Origin of the sequence: Cupriavidus sp. OV096 (genome assembly GCF_900115455.1) — a bacterium.
Lineage (GTDB): Bacteria > Pseudomonadota > Gammaproteobacteria > Burkholderiales > Burkholderiaceae > Cupriavidus.
Genome location: NZ_FOWM01000008.1, coordinates 27,336 through 44,211 on the forward strand (window position 1 = coordinate 27,336; position 16,876 = coordinate 44,211).

General features: G+C 68.8%; 16 protein-coding genes. 10 read left to right on the top strand and 6 right to left on the bottom strand.

The features are described 5' to 3' along the window. Positions 1-42: 42 nt before the first annotated feature. Entirely contained in the window at positions 43-1,005 is a 963-nt protein-coding gene (locus tag BM115_RS18035) for a chemotaxis protein (RefSeq protein ID WP_092296952.1), read from the top strand. A gap of 301 nt (positions 1,006-1,306) precedes the next feature. Here the strand turns inward: BM115_RS18035 and BM115_RS18040 are convergent, their stop codons facing one another. The 5 genes from BM115_RS18040 to BM115_RS18060 form a co-directional block, all read right to left on the bottom strand. Then, the gene (locus tag BM115_RS18040; protein WP_092296955.1) at positions 1,307-1,960 is read right to left on the bottom strand and encodes a peroxiredoxin; all 654 of its coding nucleotides are present in this window, start codon (positions 1,958-1,960) and stop codon (positions 1,307-1,309) included. A gap of 158 nt (positions 1,961-2,118) precedes the next feature. Next, complete coding sequence (locus tag BM115_RS18045; RefSeq protein WP_092296958.1) at positions 2,119-3,240, bottom strand: dihydrolipoamide acetyltransferase family protein; 1,122 nt, start codon at positions 3,238-3,240, stop codon at positions 2,119-2,121. A gap of 9 nt (positions 3,241-3,249) precedes the next feature. Next, on the bottom strand, positions 3,250-4,227 hold the full coding sequence (locus BM115_RS18050) for an alpha-ketoacid dehydrogenase subunit beta (protein ID WP_092296961.1): 978 nt from the start codon (positions 4,225-4,227) through the stop codon (positions 3,250-3,252). Then, entirely contained in the window at positions 4,220-5,311 is a 1,092-nt protein-coding gene (pdhA, locus tag BM115_RS18055; RefSeq protein ID WP_092296964.1) for a pyruvate dehydrogenase (acetyl-transferring) E1 component subunit alpha, read from the bottom strand. Before pdhA ends, BM115_RS18050 begins: the two co-directional genes overlap by 8 nt. A gap of 175 nt (positions 5,312-5,486) precedes the next feature. Continuing rightward, entirely contained in the window at positions 5,487-6,482 is a 996-nt protein-coding gene (locus BM115_RS18060) for an aliphatic sulfonate ABC transporter substrate-binding protein (protein WP_092296967.1), read from the bottom strand. Positions 6,483-6,715: 233 nt separating this feature from the next. On the opposite strand from BM115_RS18060, the gene BM115_RS18065 reads away from it, so the two are divergent. From BM115_RS18065 to BM115_RS18095, 7 genes are all read left to right on the top strand, one after another. Then, the gene (locus tag BM115_RS18065) at positions 6,716-7,585 is read left to right on the top strand and encodes a TauD/TfdA dioxygenase family protein (protein WP_092296970.1); all 870 of its coding nucleotides are present in this window, start codon (positions 6,716-6,718) and stop codon (positions 7,583-7,585) included. Between the two features lie 37 nt (positions 7,586-7,622). After that, on the top strand, positions 7,623-8,666 hold the full coding sequence (locus tag BM115_RS18070; RefSeq protein ID WP_255370888.1) for an ABC transporter substrate-binding protein: 1,044 nt from the start codon (positions 7,623-7,625) through the stop codon (positions 8,664-8,666). Position 8,667: 1 nt separating this feature from the next. Then, positions 8,668-9,531 carry an ABC transporter ATP-binding protein gene (locus tag BM115_RS18075; protein WP_092296973.1) on the top strand — a complete coding sequence of 288 codons (864 nt, stop codon included), beginning with the start codon at positions 8,668-8,670 and terminating at the stop codon, positions 9,529-9,531. A gap of 295 nt (positions 9,532-9,826) precedes the next feature. After that, the gene (locus BM115_RS18080; protein ID WP_092296976.1) at positions 9,827-10,696 is read left to right on the top strand and encodes an ABC transporter permease; all 870 of its coding nucleotides are present in this window, start codon (positions 9,827-9,829) and stop codon (positions 10,694-10,696) included. A gap of 73 nt (positions 10,697-10,769) precedes the next feature. Then, the gene (locus tag BM115_RS18085; RefSeq protein WP_092296979.1) at positions 10,770-11,537 is read left to right on the top strand and encodes a class I SAM-dependent methyltransferase; all 768 of its coding nucleotides are present in this window, start codon (positions 10,770-10,772) and stop codon (positions 11,535-11,537) included. 84 nt (positions 11,538-11,621) lie between these two features. Beyond that, on the top strand, positions 11,622-12,404 hold the full coding sequence (locus tag BM115_RS18090; RefSeq protein WP_092296982.1) for an IclR family transcriptional regulator: 783 nt from the start codon (positions 11,622-11,624) through the stop codon (positions 12,402-12,404). Between the two features lie 202 nt (positions 12,405-12,606). Next, positions 12,607-13,842, top strand: a complete 1,236-nt coding sequence (locus BM115_RS18095; protein ID WP_092296985.1) for a GGDEF domain-containing protein — start codon at positions 12,607-12,609, stop codon at positions 13,840-13,842. A gap of 6 nt (positions 13,843-13,848) precedes the next feature. On the opposite strand, the gene hutC is transcribed toward BM115_RS18095, so the two are convergent. After that, complete coding sequence (gene hutC / locus BM115_RS18100; RefSeq protein ID WP_092296988.1) at positions 13,849-14,571, bottom strand: histidine utilization repressor; 723 nt, start codon at positions 14,569-14,571, stop codon at positions 13,849-13,851. Between the two features lie 294 nt (positions 14,572-14,865). On the opposite strand from hutC, the gene BM115_RS18105 reads away from it, so the two are divergent. Together BM115_RS18105 and BM115_RS18110 are read left to right on the top strand one after the other, a co-directional pair. Beyond that, entirely contained in the window at positions 14,866-15,861 is a 996-nt protein-coding gene (locus BM115_RS18105) for a Bug family tripartite tricarboxylate transporter substrate binding protein (RefSeq protein WP_255370889.1), read from the top strand. A 10-nt stretch (positions 15,862-15,871) separates the two neighbouring features. After that, positions 15,872-16,876 carry an ornithine cyclodeaminase family protein gene (locus tag BM115_RS18110; protein ID WP_092296994.1) on the top strand — a complete coding sequence of 335 codons (1,005 nt, stop codon included), beginning with the start codon at positions 15,872-15,874 and terminating at the stop codon, positions 16,874-16,876.

Below are 16,876 nucleotides of genomic sequence, written 5' to 3' on the forward strand. Positions count from 1 at the left end.
ATTTACCCATAGTCACCCCCAGCCAGCAGCGGAGCAAGCACGATGACCAGCGCGATGAGAGACATTGACGAGCGCACGAACCTGACCAACAACAATCAGTTCGAACTGCTGTTGTTCCGACTTGGCGACGCGGCGAACAGCGGGCAATCCGAACTGTTCGGCATCAACGTATTCAAGGTCCGCGAAATCCTGGTGATGCCGTCGGTGACCACCGTGGTGGGCGCCGAGCCGTCCATCCTCGGCATGGCCGACATCCGGGGCCAGGTGATTCCCGTGATCGACCTGCCGCGCCTGCTGGAGTGCCAGCCGAAGTCCGGCCTGAACATCATGCTGGTGACGGAGTACGCGCGCTCCACCCAGGGCTTTGCCGTGGAAGCCGTGGAAGAGATCGTGCGCCTGGACTGGAGCCAGGTGATCTCGGCCGAGACGAGCGTCAAGGGCGGGCTGGTGACCAGCATCGCCAAGCTCGATGTCGGCGGCGAGAACCCGCGTCTGGTGCAGGTGCTCGACGTGGAGCAGATCCTGCGCGATGTGCTGCCCACCCGCCAGCCGGACGTGGACCCGGCCACCGTGGGCCCGGCGCTGAACCTGCGCCCTGGCACCAAGGTGCTGGCCGCCGATGACTCGGCGCTGGCGCGCGGCCTGATCGAGAACGGCCTGAAGGCGATGGGCGTGCAGGTGGTGATGACCAAGACGGGCCAGGAGGCATGGGAGATGCTGGGCAGCATCGCCGATCTCGCCGCCTCGCAGGGCAAGACCATCCGCGACGAGATCGCGCTGGTGCTGACCGACCTGGAAATGCCCGAGATGGACGGCTTCACGCTCACGCGCAAGATCAAGAGCGACGCACGGCTCAAGTCCCTGCCGGTGGTCATCCACTCGTCGCTCTCCGGCGAGGCCAGCGAGGAGCACGTGCGCAAGGTCGGCGCCGATGCCTATGTGTCGAAATTCCTGGCGAAGGATCTCGCGGACACCATCCGCGGCGTGATGGCCCGCCATCCGTAAACGCGTCTTTTCCCCTCTCCCTTTGGGAGAGGGGCAGGGGAGAGGGCCGGCGGTTCAACATGCAGTGTCGCATCGAGAACCACTTGCCCTCTCCCCCAACCCCTCTCCCGCAAGCGGGCGAGGGGAGCAACGCCTCCCCTCTCCGAAACCAGTTGCATAAAAATCGGGCAGTCCAGCTCTTTCCAATGCTGGCGCGGGTTTGCGGGTCGCGGGGTGGGCGATTATCCACTGGAACTGTGGATAGCTCTCGTTCGCATTCTTCGCCCGCCCGCCCCGGCTCTCCGCTGTTTACATCAGTCGCTTACTTCGGCTGCTCCACCGTACGCAGGTACGGCTTCAGCGTCTTGAAGCCCTGTGGATATTTCTTCTTCGCATCGTCGTCCGAGACCGATGTCGGGATGATCACGTCCTCGCCCGGTTTCCAGTTGACGGGCGTGGCCACGGTGTGCTTTGCGTTGAGCTGGAGCGAGTCCAGCAGGCGCAGCACCTCGTCGAAATTGCGGCCCGCGCTCATCGGATAGACCAGCATGGCCTTGACCTTCTTGTCCGGGCCGATCATGAACACCGAGCGGATCGTGGCGTTGTCCACGGCGGTGCGTTTGCCGCCGCTAGCCTCGGGGTGAATCATGTCGTACAGCTTGGCCACGTGCAGGTCCGCGTCGCCGATCATCGGATAGTTGACCGCGCTGCCCTGGGTCTCCTCGATGTCCTTGGCCCAGCGCTGGTGGTCGTCAACCGGGTCGATCGACAGGCCGATGATCTTGGTATTGCGCTTGTCGAACTCGGGCTTGAGCTTGGCCATGTAGCCCAGCTCGGTCGTGCAGACCGGGGTGAAGTCCTTCGGATGCGAGAACAGGATCGCCCAGCTGTCACCCATCCATTCGTGAAAGCGAATCTTGCCTTCCGTGGTATCAGCGGTGAAGTCAGGGGCTTCTTCGCCTAGTCGAATTGCCATGTCGCACTCCTTGTTTCAGTCAGGGCCAGGTGGATGATTGGGCTGCCGGCGTCGCCGGGGAACTCCAGTATAGGAATTACACGGTGAAAAAACTCCCTCCACGGGCGTATGGTCGGCGTAGTCTCGGCGTCACATTTCGGAGGGGGAAAGGGGCGGCGCTACGCCGGCCGTTCCAGGTCCGCGATCACCGCGCGCAGGAAGCGCGCCGCCTCCCCGCCCGTGACCACGCGGTGGTCGAAGGTCAGCGAGAGCGGCATCACGCGATGCACGGCGGGCTGGCCGCCGGCCGCCACCACTTCGTCACGTATACGCCCGGCGCCAAGGATGGCCACCGTGGGCGGCACCACGATCGGCGCCGCGTAACGGCCCGCGATCATGCCGAAGTTGGACAGCGTGATGGTGTTGCCGCGCATCTCCTCCGGGGCGATGGTGCGCGCGATGATGTCCGCGCGCATGCGGTCGAGCCCGGTGCGCAGGTCGGCGGCGTCGCGCTTGCCGACGTTGCGCAGCACCGGCACGAACAGACCCTCGGGCAGGTCGGCAGCAATGCCGACGTCGATCCGCTCCAGCACATGGCGCCGCCCGCTCTGGCCCTCGTACCACGCGTTGAGCCCCGGCTCGGCATGCACGCCGGCCACCAGCGCGCGCACCAGCCGGATCGTGATGTCGTTGCCCGGGCGTGCATCGTGCTGCCAGGCGTGCAGGTCGGCATCGTCCATGACCGTGGCCGCCGCCACCTCGCTCTGTGCGCGGGCCATGTTCTGGGCCATCGCCCGGCGCACGCCCCGCACCACTTCGGCCGGGCCGAGATCGGCCAGCGTGGTGGCCACGCGCTGCACGTCCGTGGCCGTAATCAGGCCGTCATGGCCGGAGGGCGTAACCATGGCGAGGTCCACCGACAGCTTGCGCGCCAGCGCCCGCACCGCCGGCGTGGCCTTGATGCCGTGCGCGCCACCCGGACCGAGCGGCGCGGCGGCTTCCGCCAGCACCTGCGTGCCGACCTTCACCGCGCCCACCACGGTGCCGGCATCGTCCTGGGCGCTGCCGACCCCCTCGAAGCCCACCAGCGGCGCGCCGAGGTGGACGATATCGCCCGGCTGCGCGAACAGCTTGGCCACCTGGCCGCTGAATGGCGATGGAATCTCGACGATGGCCTTGGCGGTCTCCACGGACAGCAGCGGCTCGTCCGCCGCCACGCTGTCCCCGGGTTTGACGTGCCACGCCACGATCTCCGCTTCCTGCAATCCCTCGCCCAGATCGGGCAGCTTGAAGGTCCGCATGAACGTCTCCTAGGCCGCCAGCGCGCGCCGCGCGGCATCGACAATCCGCGCCACGGAGGGCAGGTAGCTGTGCTCCAGCCGGGCCAGCGGCACCACGGTGTCGTAGCCGGTCACGCGCTGCACCGGCGCGCTGAGCGAATAGAGGCCGGCATCGGCCAGATTGGCCGCGATCTCCGCGCCGAGCCCCGCCGTGCGCGGCGCCTCGTGCACGATCACGCAGCGGCCGCTGCGGGCCACGGATTCGAGGATGGTGTCCATGTCGAGCGGCTTCAGCGTCGCCACGTCGATCACGGCGGCGCCGATGCCTTCGTCGGCCAGCTGGTCGGCGGCGGCCAGCGTCTCCTGCAGCATCGCGCCCCAGCTCACCAGCGTGAGGTCGGCACCGTCGCGCAGCGTGAAGCAGGCGTCGAGCGGCAGCGCCTCGCCATCGTCGGGTACCTCCTGCCGGAACAGCCGGTAGAGCCGCGTCGGCTCCAGGAAGATCACCGGGTCCGGATCGCGGATGGCCGCCAGCAGCAGCCCGTAGGCCCGCGCGGGCGAGGATGGCATGACCACGCGGATGCCCGGCATGTGGGCGAACATCGCCTCGGGGCTTTCGGAATGATGCTCGGGCGCGTGGATGCCAGCCCCGCTCGGCGCGCGCACCACCATCGGACAGCCCAGCCGGCCGCGCGTGCGGTGGCGCATGTGGCCGGCGTGGTTGAGGATGTTGTCGATGGCCGGGTAGATGAAGCCCGCGAACTGGATCTCGGCCACCGGCTTGAGTCCCATCGCCGCCATGCCGATGGCCGCGCCGACGATGCCGCCTTCGGCCAGCGGGGTGTCGATCACGCGCGCCTCGCCAAAGCGCGCCTGCAGGCCCACCGTGGCGCGGAACACGCCGCCGTTGACGCCGATATCCTCGCCCAGCAGCACCACGTCCGGGTCATGCGCCAGCGCGTGGGCCAGCGCCAGGTTCACCGCTTCCACCAGATGCAGTTCAGCCATGATGGGCTCCTGGCGGGGTCGTCTGATATTGGCGCGCCACCTCGCGCTGGGCTTCCAGCGCGGCGGGCAGGGTGGCGTAGAGGCAGTCGAACATCGCGCCGGTGTCGGGCGGCGGCAGGGCCAGGTAGGCGTCCACGGCAGCGGCCACGGCCTGCTGGCATTCGCGGATCAGCGCCTCCTCCCGGCCCGGGTCCCAGGCGCCCTGCGCGGCGAGGTAGTCGCGCAACCGCACGATGGGTTCCTGCGCCCAGGCGGCCTTGACCGTTGCTTCGTCGCGGTAGCGCGAGGCATCGTCGGCCGTGGTGTGGTCCCCCAGCCGGTAGGTCACGGCCTCGATCAGCGTGGGGCCGCCGCCGGCCCGGGCGCGGTCGATTGCCTCGCCCACGCGGTGCCGCACCGCGATCACGTCGTTGCCATCGACCTGCTCGCCGGGAATGCCGGCGGCGATGGCCTTCTGGGCGAGCGTCTGCGCGGCGGTCTGCTTGCTGCGCGGCATGGAGATCGCCCACTGGTTGTTGTTGACGACGATGACCAGCGGCACGTGCCACGCGCCGGCCATGTTCATCCCCTCGTAGAAATCGCCCTTGGAGGTGCCGCCGTCGCCGACGATGGTCACCGCCACGCGGGGCTGCCCGCGCAGCTGGAACGCATAAGCCACGCCGGCGCCGTGGCCCACCTGGGTGCCGATCGGCACGCAGTTGCCGAAGTCATGCGGCGCCGCCGCAAAGCCGCTGCCGCGCTCGTCGCCGCCCCAGTACAGCAGGCTCTCGGTCATGGTGACGCCCCGCACAAACTGCGCGGCGTGGTCGCGGTAGGACGGCACCAGCACGTCGTCCGGCAGCATGGCGGAGGCCACCCCGACGCCAATCGCTTCCTGCCCGAGCGCGGACGCGAACGTGCCGATCTGGCCCGTGCGCTGCATGGCGATGGCCTTGAGGTCGAACTGGCGGGTCAGCACCATGGCGCGATACAGCGGCAGCAGCGCGGCCGGGTCGCGGGCGAAGGGGGGAAGGTCTGGGCTGGCGGTGCCCTGGGCGGAAAGGTAGCGGGTAAAGCCGATCTCGAAGCGCGCAACAGTGTCCATGTGGATGTCCCCGTGTTGGAACCCTGTCAGGTTCGCGGTGCCCTGTGCGGCGCAGCATCTTGTGGACGCTGCTGCCTTCGAGTGTAGGGCACGGATGCGGGGAGCGGGCGTGCGCTGCCGCACGGGGCGGCGGATCGGCTTACCGGGGGGACTGAGGACGGCTGACTTCGGCGCCTTACACCGGCTTCCACACCGGCGAGGCCGCCACGGTCACTTTCCTCGGCAGGATGGACTGCGCGGCGAAGGCGTCGGCGATGCGCTGCTGTTCCTCGAGCGAGGCGGCGTCCACGGCCTGTACCTGATAGGTACGGCGCAGGTTGGCGGCCTCCACGGTGGCCGGGTCGAGCCCGATCAGCGGCGCATGCCATGCCGCCGCCGGACCCGGGTTGCGCTTGATCCAGTCGCCCGCACGGCGCAGTTCGTCATAGACCACGGCCAGCACGTCGGGCCGACGCTTCGCGTACGGCGTGGCGGCGAGATAGAAGCGCCGGTAGCTGGCCAGCTTCGTCCCATCGCGCAGGATGCGGGCATTGGCCTGGCGCTGCACTGCTGCGAGGAACGGGTCCCAGATCACCCAGGCCGCCACGCTGCCGCGCTCGAAGGCCGCGCGGGCGTCGGCGGGCGTCAGGTAGGCCGGTTCGATGTCGCGCACGGACAGCCCCGCTTCGGCCAGCGCCTCCACCAGCAGGTAGTGCGCCCCCGCGCCCTTGGCGAATGCCACGCGCTGGCCCTTGAGCTGGGCGACGGTGCGGATCGGCGAGTCCTGCCGCACCACGATGGCCTGCGCCGTGGGCGAGGGCGTCTCGATGGCGTAGTAGGTCAGCTGCGCGCCGGCGGCGAGCGCGAACGGCGGCACCGCGTCCGCCACATCGGCAGTCAGGTCGAGGTTGTTGACGTTCAGCGATTCCAGCAACGGCAGGCCCGAGGTGAACTCGTGCCACTGCACGTTCACCTTCAGCGGGGCGAGGGCCTTCTCCAGGGTCTCGCGCGACTTCAGCCAGATCATCAGCGTGGAGGACTTCTGGTAGCCGATGCGCAGCGTCTCGGCGCCATCGGCCGCGTGCGACAGGCTCGACAGGGTCGACAGCAGCGGGAGCGCGGCGCTCCCCAGGCCGGCCAGGACCAGGCGGCGGCGGGTGGGGTCGCGGGTGGCGTCAGATTCGTGCGACATGGCGGATTTCCTTCGTTCGGGTGGGTGTCTAGCCCGCCAGCCTAGCCGCCAGCGCCCGCGTGGCGAACGAAGCTTCCCGCCTTTGCTTATGCGGATTGGCGCCATATGCGACAACCGCATAACCGCGCGCGATTTCATTCGTTGTTCCGATATCGCCCGCTCTTTACAGTGCATAGCTTGTACCCGGTTCCCCCCGTTCCCCGGTCCCCCAAGAAGCCGAGAAGCGCATTGCCATGACGACTGCCACCCTCCAGGATTTCGAGATCCGCCCGTTCGACGCCGCGCTTGGTGCGGAAGTGATCGGGCTCGATCTGAACCAGCCGCTGTCCCCGACGGACTTCCAGCGCCTCCATCGCGCCCATCTGGACCACCACGTGGTGGTCTTCCGCGACCAGCGCATCACGCCCGCGCAGCAAATCGACTTCAGCCGCCGCTTTGGCCCGCTGCAGATCCACGTGCTGCACCAGTTCCAGTTGCCCGGCCATCCCGAGATCCTGATCGTCTCGAACGTGGTGGAAGACGGCAAGCCGATCGGGCTGGGCGATGCCGGCCACTTCTGGCACTCCGACCTCTCCTATAAGGAGAAGCCCAGCCTCGGCTCGCTACTGCACGCGCGGGAGCTGCCCGAGGAGGGCGGCGACACGCTGTTCGCCAATATGCACGCCGCCTGGGACGCGCTGCCCGCCGACCTGCAACGCCGGGTGGAGGGCCTGCAGGCCGAGCACACCTATCTGGCCCGCTACGCCGAACTGCAGGCGCGCAGCCCGTGGCGGCCCAACCTCTCGCCCGAGCAGATCGCCCAGGTGAAGCCGGTGCTCCAGCCGGTGGTGCGCACGCATCCGGAGACGGGCCGCAAGGCGCTGTTCGTCAGCGAGCACTTCACCACGCGCATCGCCGGCCTGCCGGAGGACGAAAGCCGCGCGCTGCTGGACGAGCTGTTCGCCCATAGCGTGAAGCCCGCGCACGTCTACCGCCACCAGTGGCAGCCGAACGACCTCGTGTTCTGGGACAACCGCTCGCTGCTGCATCTGGCCGCCGGCACGCCCGACCATCTGCGCCGCGTGATGTACCGCACCACCATCGAAGGCGATACGCCGTTCTGAACGCGACACCGAACCGAAATCCATCCGGAGCCCCTGCATGTCCCTGTCCATTCTTTCGACGACCCTGAAACGCCGCGCCGCCGCCGCCGTCCTGACCGTACTGATTGGGCAGTGCGCCAGCCTCGCCCTGACCGGCGTGGCGCACGCCGAGGGCCGCCTGCGCATTGCCGAGCAGTTCGGCGTGGTCTACCTGCTGCTGAACGTGGCCCGGGACCAGCAACTGATCGAGAAGCACGGCAAGCAGCAGGGCGTGGATGTCAAGGTGGAATGGACCCAGCTCTCGGGCGGCGCCGCCGTCAACGACGCGCTGCTCTCGGGCGCCATCGACATCGCCGGCGCCGGCGTGGGCCCGCTGCTGACGGTGTGGGACCGCACGCACGGCAAGCAGAACGTGAAGGGCGTGGCCTCGCTCGGCAACTTCCCGTACTACCTCGTCAGCAACAATCCCAAGGTGAAGTCGATTGCCGATTTCTCCGACAAGGACCGCATCGCGCTGCCGGCCGTCACGGTGTCGGTGCAGTCGCGCGTGCTGCAACTGGCCGCCGCCAAGCAATGGGGCGACAAGGAATTCAACCGGCTCGACAAATGGACCGTGGCCGTGCCCCACCCGGACGCAGCGGCGGCCATCATCGCCGGCGGCACCGAGATCACCGGCCACTTCGGCAACCCGCCGTTCCAGGAGCAGGAGCTGGCCGGCAACCCCAACGCGCGCATCGTGCTCAGTTCGTACGACGTGCTGGGCGGGCCGAGTTCCGCCACCGTGCTCTACGCCACCGAGAAGTTCCGCAACGAGAACCCCAAGACCTACCGCGCTTTCGTCGATGCGCTGGCCGAGGCCGCGCAGTTCGCCACCGCCAATCCGGAGGCCGCCGCCGACCTCTATATCCGCGTGAACAAGGCCAAGATCGACCGCGCGCTGCTGGTCAAGATTCTGCGTAACCCGCAGGTGCAGTTCAAGGTCACGCCGCAGAACACCTTCGCGCTGGCCGAGTTCATGCACCGCGTGGGGGCGATCAAGAACCAGCCGAAGACCTGGCAGGACTACTTCTTCCAGGACCCGGCCACGGCCCAGGGGAGCTGACATGTCTGAACCGCTGCACCCAGGCGCGCATCTGCGCGTGATTCCGGGCCGGTCGCCGTCTTCGTCACCGTCTGCGCCGCTGTTGCAGGTGGATGGCGTCTCGCTCGAATACCGCACCGACGCGCGCGTGGTGCGCGCCACCCACCGCGTGAGCTTCGACGTGCATGGCGGGGATCGCTTCGTGCTGCTGGGGCCGTCCGGCTGCGGCAAGTCCACGCTGCTCAAGGCCGTGGCCGGCTTCGTGCCGCCGGCCGAGGGCGAGATCCGCCTGGAAGGGCGGCGCGTGGCGGCGCCGGGGCCGGACCGCATCGTCGTGTTCCAGGAATTCGACCAGCTGCCGCCGTGGAAGACGGTGAAGCAGAACGTGATGTTCCCGCTGCGACGCTCGCGCGGCATGGGCGCCGCCGAGGCCGCCGAGGTGGCGCTGCACTTCCTGAACAAGGTGGGGCTGGCGCAGTTTGCCGATGCCTATCCGCACACGCTATCCGGCGGCATGAAACAGCGCGTGGCGATTGCCCGCGCGCTGGCGATGCGGCCCAAGGTGCTGCTGATGGACGAGCCGTTCGCCGCGCTGGACGCGCTGACCCGGCGCCGCATGCAGGAGGAACTGCTCGAACTGTGGCACGACGCCGCCTTCACGCTGCTGTTCGTGACCCATTCGATCGAGGAGGCGCTGGTGGTCGGCAACCGCATCCTGCTGCTGTCCCCGCACCCGGGCCGCGTGCGCGCGGAACTCAACAGCCACCAGTTCAGCCTGGCCAGCCAGGGCAGCGCCGATTTCCAGGCCGCCGCGCAGCGCATCCACCAGATGCTGTTCGATCAGCCGGCAGAGACCGCTGGCGAGCGGGGCAGGGCACACGCGTAGCGTTTCGACTTCGTAGAGACGCCCACCCTCTCCCCCGGCCCCTCTCCCAGAGGGAGAGGGGAGGAACACCGCCGGTTTGCTCCCCGTCGCGCAAGCGGGAGAGAGGAAGGAACGCCGCCGCTTTGCTCCCCGTCGCGCAAGCGGGAGAGGGGAAGGAACACCGCCGGTTTGCTCCCCGTCGCGCAAGCGGGAGAGGGGAAGGAACACCGCCGCTTTGCTCCCCTCGCCCGCTTGCGGGAGAGGGGCCGGGGGAGAGGGGCAGCGTCCCCAGCCACGATATCGCCTATATATATATATGACCACCCTCGACACCCCCATCCGCCCTGAATACGAACTGGCGCTCGAGCCGTTCACCGCTGTGCCGCTGTCGCGGCCGCTGCCCTTCCATCGCCGCCTCTGGCAGCAGGGCTGGGTGCGCAAGGCGGTGATCCTGCTGGCGCTGGCGGTGCTCTGGGAAATCCTCGCCCGCATCCAGGACAACGACCTGCTGCTGCCCACCTTCCTGGCCACGGCGCGGGCGTTTGGCGAAGGCATCGCCAATGGCGAGCTGCCGGGCAAGGCGGCGGTGTCGCTGTCGGTGCTGGTGCAGGGCTACGCGGCGGGCATTGCGCTGGCCTTCGTGCTGACCACGCTGGCAGTCTCCACCCGGCTCGGGCGCGACCTGCTCGACACGCTGACCGCCATGTTCAATCCGCTGCCGGCCATCGCGCTGCTGCCGCTGGCGCTGCTCTGGTTCGGCCTGGGCAGCAAGAGCCTGATCTTCGTGCTGATCCACTCGGTGCTGTGGCCGCTGGCGCTGAATACCTACGCAGGCTTTCGGGGCGTGCCTGAGACGCTGCGCATGGCCGGGCGCAACTACGGGCTGCGCGGCCTGCGCTATGTGGTGCTGATCCTGCTGCCGGCGGCGCTGCCGGCCGTGCTGTCCGGGCTCAAGATCGGCTGGGCCTTTGCCTGGCGCACGCTGATTGCGGCGGAACTGGTGTTCGGCGCGTCGTCGGGCAAGGGTGGACTGGGCTGGTACATCTTCCAGAACCGCAACGAGCTGTACACAGACCGCGTGTTCGCCGGGCTCGCCACGGTGATCCTGATCGGGCTGGCGGTGGAGGGGCTGGTCTTCACCACGCTGGAACGCGTGACGGTACGGCGCTGGGGCATGCAGCACTGACCCGGTTGGCCCGTTACCCCGTTGCCTGGCGGCGAGGGGCGGAGTAAGGTACGTGGTCTCGTCCGGAGCCCCCATGACCGCCATCCACAATGCCGCCGCCCAGGGTTTTGCCGCCCAGGCCGATACCTACGCCCGCGGGCGTCCCGAATATCCCGCCGAACTGGCGCACTGGCTGCACGACACGCTGGGGCTCGCCCCGGGCAAGTCCGTGGTCGACCTCGGCGCCGGCACCGGCAAGTTCACCCGCCTGCTGGCCGCCACCGGCGCCAGCGTGGTGGCCGTGGAGCCGGTCGCCGAGATGCGCGCCCAGCTTGCCGCCAAGCTGCCGGACGCCACCGTGCTGGCCGGCACCGCCGAAGCCATCCCGCTGCCCGACGCCAGCGTGCACGCCGTGGTCTGCGCGCAGGCCTTCCACTGGTTCGCCAACCCCGCCGCCATGGACGAGATCCGCCGCGTGCTGCGCCCCGGCGGCAAGCTCGGGCTGGTGTGGAACGTGCGCGATGAATCGGTCGACTGGGTGGCCCGGCTCACGGCCATCATGACCCCGTTCGAAGGGGATGCCCCGCGCTACTACCGGGGTGACTGGAAGCGGGTCTTTCCCGCCGAAGGCTTCGGGCCGCTGCGCCTGACGGAATTCCCCTACACCCACACCGGCGCGCCGGAGCAGGTCATCGTGGACCGCGTGATGTCGGTCAGCTTCATCGCCTCGCTGCCCCCGGCGCAGCAGGACGCGGTGCGCGCCCAGTTGCACGACGTCATCGCCACCGACCCGGCGCTGCGCGGCCAGACGGCGGTGGCGTTCCCGTACACCACAGCCGCCTATTGCGCCGAACGGGGCTGAAACCCTTAGCCCGGGCGGATTGACAAGCCCCGGGCCGTTCTATACGGTGGACGCCCATTCCAACCGGCCGTCCGCCGCTCCCTCATGCCACGTAAAGCCGCCCAACTCTCCGAAGCCGACAAGCATGGCGCCGCAGGCGGCGCCGTGGCCGTGGACCGGGCGCTGTTCGTGCTCTCGGTCTTCCGGGAAGGGGATACCGCGCTCGGCCTGGCCGAACTGGCGCACCGGAGCGGTCTATATAAGAGCACGCTGCTGCGGCTGCTGGCCTCGCTCGAGCATGCCCGGCTGGTGCAGCGGTTGCCCGATGGCCGCTACGGGCTCGGCCCGGAAGTCGCCCGGCTCAATGCGGTCTACGCGGCGTCGTTCTCGCTGGAACAGGTGGTGGTGCCCGCGCTGCGCGAGCTGGTGCGCGACACACGCGAATCGGCCGCCTTCCACGTGGAGCAGGGCGAGCATCGCCTGTGCCTGTACCGCGTGGATTCCCCCCAGCCCGTGCGCGACCACATCCGCGCCGGCGATCTCCTGCCGCGCAACCGTGGCGCCGGCGGCCGGGTGCTGCGGGCGTTCTCGGGCGCACGGGGCGAGATCTACCAGCGCATCCGCGAGGAAGGGGTGATTGCCATGGTGGGCGACCGCAGTCCGGACATCGCCGGGGTCTCCGCGCCGGTATTCGGCCCGGCCGGGGAACTGAAGGGGGCGCTGACGCTGACCTGCCCGACGCCGCGTTTCTCCGAAGCCTTCCGCGATCAGGTGCTCGCGGCCGCGCGCCAGCTTACGGCGGCGCTTGGCGGCACCTTCCCGGAAGTCCAGCCGGCCCGCGCCCCGGCGGTGCCCGCAGGGCAGAACGTCCCATCTGACGAAGACTGATCCGCACGGATTTCCGTAGTAATTTCAAAACGTTGCGTGCGCGCTAACCCGGCTTAACGGGGGTGCCGCCGCACGCCATGCACGGGCTATGATGCGCCTCTCCGGTCGCAATTCCCGTTATCAGCGGGCATCTTGCGGCCAGGATCAGGGTAAACCGCAATAACGGCAGCCGCCCCCGGTAGCTTTAGAGGATGTTGAATCCGTGCACCTGGCCCAGCAGACCATTCTGGTCGTCATGATGGTGGTGTTCTCCAGCACGCTGGTAATGGCGGCGGGGCTGGTGCTCGCGCTGCGCGCCAACGAGGCCGGGCGGCTGTGGGCGAGCGGCCATGTCATCGCTTCCGGGGCCGGGCTGGTCGTGGCGGCCAGCGTGGGCGCCGGGTCGCTCCAGCTCGGGGCGCTCGGCGCGGGTGCCTATATCGTCGGCCGGCTGGCGATCTATCGCGGCGTGCGGGTCTATTACGGCCTGCCCGAGCGCGCCATGCTGCTGCGGGCCACCGGCGCCGTGGTGATGGTCCTGATGGTGCTGATGAGCGGGCTGGCGGACGGCCCGCTGCTGATCCACGCCATCGGCTACGGCGTGCTGGCCATGACGTCGTTCACCACCCTCATTACCCTGCTGCGCAGCGCGCGCGGCCGTACCAGCATCGGCGGGCCGCTGGTGCTGGCCTCCCATCTGGTGCTGCTGGGCTCCCAGGTGGCGGCGCTGGGGCAGGCGGCGTCATTCCACGGGCACGTGATGGTGCCGTTCTTTGCCCAGACCGCCTCGTCGGTCTGGCCGCTGGCGCCGCTGGTGGCGGTGCTGCTGGGCCTGTTCGGCTTCAGCCTGATGGCGATGGAACAGATCATCGCCCGGAACGAGAGCGGGGCGCGGGTCGATGCACTGACCGGCCTGCTGAACCGCGGCGCGCTGGACATGACGGCCATGGGCCTGGTGGCGCGCTGGCAGCGCGAGCGCGAGGCGCTGTCCTGCCTCGTCATCGACGTGGACCACTTCAAGCAGGTCAACGACACCCACGGCCACCACGCCGGCGACAACGTGCTGCGCGAGATTGCCGCCGCGCTGGACAACTCGCGCCGCGCTTCGGACATCGCCGCGCGCTACGGTGGCGAGGAATTCTGCATCCTCTGCCCCCACACGGACGAACAGCAGGCCACGGCGCTGGCCAACCGCATCCTGCGCAAGGTGCGGGCGATCGAACTGCCGGGGCGGGGCGGGCATGCCAGCGTCAGCATCGGCGTGGCGCAGCTGCACGGCGGCGCCACGAGCCGCGAGTCGCTGTGGCGCAACCTGTTTTCCGAAGCCGACCGCGCGCTCTACATGGCCAAGCAGCGGGGCCGCGACCAGTTCGTGCTCGGGTCGAGCATGGTGATCGACGAGACCCCGGAAGCGCCCGCACCGGCGCCGACGTCGATGGACTGCGTCACCGCCGCCTAGGCGGGCCTACCCCAGCGCGCCCCCGAAGCGATACCGCTTGCCCGGGTGCCACAACACCACCAGCGAGGCCACCGCATCGCGCGAAAACGTGCGGCGGCGCAGCACCAGCGCCGGCTCCGCCTCGCCGATGGCCAGCATCTCCGCCACCTCGGCCGTGGGCAGTTGCGCCTCGATCTGGTACTCGGCGCGCTGTAGCGGCGCCACCCGCATCAAGTGCTCGTTGGGCGTGACCGCGCCAAAGTCGATTTCCATATAGCCCGGCGCCAGCGCCGGATTGACCCAGCGGTCTTCCACCTGGATCGGCGCGTCGTTCTCGTAGTGCAGGATCACCGAATGGAACAGCATGCTGCGCTCGGCCACGCCGAACTGGGTGGCCAGCATGCGCGTGGCGTGCTGGCGTTCCAGCCGGAACAGCGCGCTGCGGTGGCGGTGGCCGCGCGCGCGGATCTCCTCGGCAATGCTGCGGATCTCCACCACGGTGGCCTGGTAGCGCTGCGGCGCCACGAACGTGCCGGCGCCCTTGCGCCGCACCAGCACCTGTTCCGCCTCCAGCTCGTTGAGCGCGCGGTTCACCGTCATGCGCGAAACGCCGAACTGGGCCGCAAGCCGCAGTTCGGGCGGGATGGCGTCCCCCTCGCCCCAGGTGCCGGCCTCGATCTCCCCCTGCACATAGTCCTTGATGCGCTGGAAGGCGGGCGTCGGCGTGGCCGACGAAGGGGTCGATGACATGCAGGCTCCTGGCTCTCTGTAATGGTGCGCGCGGTCCGCTTCGGTGAAATGCGGCGCCGGCCACCCCTGACGATGCCCGCGCATTGTGCCGCATCGCACCAACGCCGTGCGCGACACAGGGATGACGCGGGGATTGCGCCGCTTATGCGGAAACCGCTTTTCGATCTGCAAAAAGTTGTCTATACAGTATCAGACAGGATCGATAAGATCAGTCTATACAAGCTGCTGCCGAAGACAAGCCGGAAGCGCTGTCACGGCGGCAGCATCGCGATCGCAAAGCACGGGGAGCCCGCAGTGAATCGTCATCTTTTCAGGCTGGCAGCGGCATGGCTGCTGCCGGTAGCGCTGTCATGGGCGGCGCCAGCCAACGCGCAGCCGGACACCCATTCGACCTATCCCGCCAAGCCGGTGCGGATCATCGTGCCATTCGCCGCCGGCGGCGTGGCGGACGCGCTGCCGCGCCTCATCGGCCAGAAACTGGGCGAGAAGTGGGGAAAGTCCATCGTGGTGGACAACAAGCCCGGCGCCGCCGGGAATATCGGCATGGAGGCCGTGGCCCGCGCCGCGCCGGACGGCTACACGCTGGGCCTGGCCCCGGCCGGCAACCTGACCGTGAACCCCATCCTGTTCCCGAAACTCGGCTATGAGACGCGCGACTTCGTGCCCGTGACCATGCTCGCGGCGTCGCCGAACGTGCTGGTGGTGAATCCGGCCGTCCACGCCCGCTCGCTGAAGGATCTGGTGAGCTACGCCAAGGCCCACCCGGGCGAACTCAATTTCTCCTCGCCCGGCAACGGCAGCGGCGCGCATCTGGCGGGCGAGCTGCTGAACCTGGAGGCCGGTATCAAGATGGTGCACGTGCCCTACAACGGCATGGCGCCCGCGCTCAACGACGTGCTGGCCGGGCAGGTGCAGATGATGTTCGGGGGGATTTCCACGGTGTTGCAGCACATCCGCACCGGCAAGCTGGTGCCGCTGGCCGTGGCCAGCCCGCGCCGCCTGCCGCAGTTGCCGAACGTGCCGACGGTGGCGGAATCGGGCTATCCGGGCTTCGACGTGACCTCGTGGTACGGGCTGGTGGCGCCGAAGGGCACGCCGGACGCCATCGTCCAGAAATGGCAGGCCGATGTGGCCACCGTGCTGCGCCAGCCCGATGTGAAAGAAAAACTCGACGCGCTGGGCCTGGAGCCCGTGGGCAACAGCGCGCAGGCGTTCGGCGGCACCATCGCCGCCGAGACGCTCAAATGGCGCGCCATCGTGCACCGCGCCAACATTCCCCCGATGCAGTAAGGAGACCGCCGTGAAAGAGTTGTACCTGACCTACCTGAACGGGCCGGACGTGGCCGAACTGGCGCTGACCGATGCCGAGATCCTGGCGGCGGTGGAAGGCGCGCTGGCCGCGCAGGGCCGCCGCGAGACCGTGATCGAGCCGCGCGTGCACCTGGTGCCGGAGTCGTCGGACAAGGGCCATTTCAACGTGCTGCGTGGCTTTATCAAGCCGCTGCATGTGGCCGGGGTGAAGGTGGTTTCGGACTATGTCGATAACTACAAGCAGGGCCTGCCGTCGGAAATGGCGCTGCTGAACCTGTTCGACCCGGACAACGGCGTGCCGCTGGCCGTGATCGACGCCACGGCCATCACCGACATGCGCACCGGCGCCGTGACGGCGCTCGGCGCGCGGCATCTGGCGCGCAAGGGCAGCAAGATCCTCGGGCATGTGGGCGCCCGCGGGACCTCGTACTGGAACGTGCGGCTGCTCGATTCGATCTTCGATTTCGACGAAATCCGCGTCCATTCGCGCCGCCCGGAGAGCCGCGACGCCTTTGCCGCCCGGCTGACGCGCGACCTCGGCAAGCCGGTGATCGTGACTGACGACTGGGAGTCCTGCGTGCGCGGGGCGGACATCATCGTGGAAGCCTCCCGCCTGCCGGCGCCCACGCCGATGCTGCTGACCGAATGGATCAAGCCCGGCGCGCTGGTGATTCCGTACGGCACGATGAGCGCCGTGGAGCTGTCGCTGACCGACATCATGGGCAAGATGGTCGTGGACGACTGGGGCCAGTGCCGCAAGGGGCTGCCGTTCGGCGCGCTGCGCCAGCACGTGGACAGCGGGCGGCTGAACGAGGAAAACCTCCATGCCGAACTGGGCCAGATCGTGGCGGGGCTGAAGCCGGGCCGCGAGCGCGACGACGAGACCATCCTGTTCTGGCACCGCGGGCTGTCCACCACGGACATCGCGCTCGGCCATGCCATGCTGACCAAGGCGCGGGCGCTGGGGCTCGGCCAGACGCTGCGGTTTGCCTGA

Excerpts from the sequence above, each read along its gene's own strand:
- BM115_RS18065 (WP_092296970.1), top strand. The coding sequence starts at position 6,716 with ATGACGACTGCCACCCTCCAGGATTTCGAGATCCGCCCGTTCGACGCC.
- BM115_RS18035 (WP_092296952.1), top strand. The coding sequence starts at position 43 with ATGACCAGCGCGATGAGAGACATTGACGAGCGCACGAACCTGACCAAC.
- BM115_RS18060 (WP_092296967.1), bottom strand. The coding sequence starts at position 6,482 with ATGTCGCACGAATCTGACGCCACCCGCGACCCCACCCGCCGCCGCCTG.
- BM115_RS18040 (WP_092296955.1), bottom strand. The coding sequence starts at position 1,960 with ATGGCAATTCGACTAGGCGAAGAAGCCCCTGACTTCACCGCTGATACC.
- BM115_RS18080 (WP_092296976.1), top strand. The coding sequence starts at position 9,827 with ATGACCACCCTCGACACCCCCATCCGCCCTGAATACGAACTGGCGCTC.
- BM115_RS18070 (WP_255370888.1), top strand. The coding sequence starts at position 7,623 with ATGTCCCTGTCCATTCTTTCGACGACCCTGAAACGCCGCGCCGCCGCC.
- hutC (WP_092296988.1), bottom strand. The coding sequence starts at position 14,571 with ATGTCATCGACCCCTTCGTCGGCCACGCCGACGCCCGCCTTCCAGCGC.
- BM115_RS18085 (WP_092296979.1), top strand. The coding sequence starts at position 10,770 with ATGACCGCCATCCACAATGCCGCCGCCCAGGGTTTTGCCGCCCAGGCC.
- BM115_RS18050 (WP_092296961.1), bottom strand. The coding sequence starts at position 4,227 with ATGGCTGAACTGCATCTGGTGGAAGCGGTGAACCTGGCGCTGGCCCAC.
- BM115_RS18075 (WP_092296973.1), top strand. The coding sequence starts at position 8,668 with ATGTCTGAACCGCTGCACCCAGGCGCGCATCTGCGCGTGATTCCGGGC.
- BM115_RS18045 (WP_092296958.1), bottom strand. The coding sequence starts at position 3,240 with ATGCGGACCTTCAAGCTGCCCGATCTGGGCGAGGGATTGCAGGAAGCG.
- BM115_RS18090 (WP_092296982.1), top strand. The coding sequence starts at position 11,622 with ATGCCACGTAAAGCCGCCCAACTCTCCGAAGCCGACAAGCATGGCGCC.
- pdhA (WP_092296964.1), bottom strand. The coding sequence starts at position 5,311 with ATGGACACTGTTGCGCGCTTCGAGATCGGCTTTACCCGCTACCTTTCC.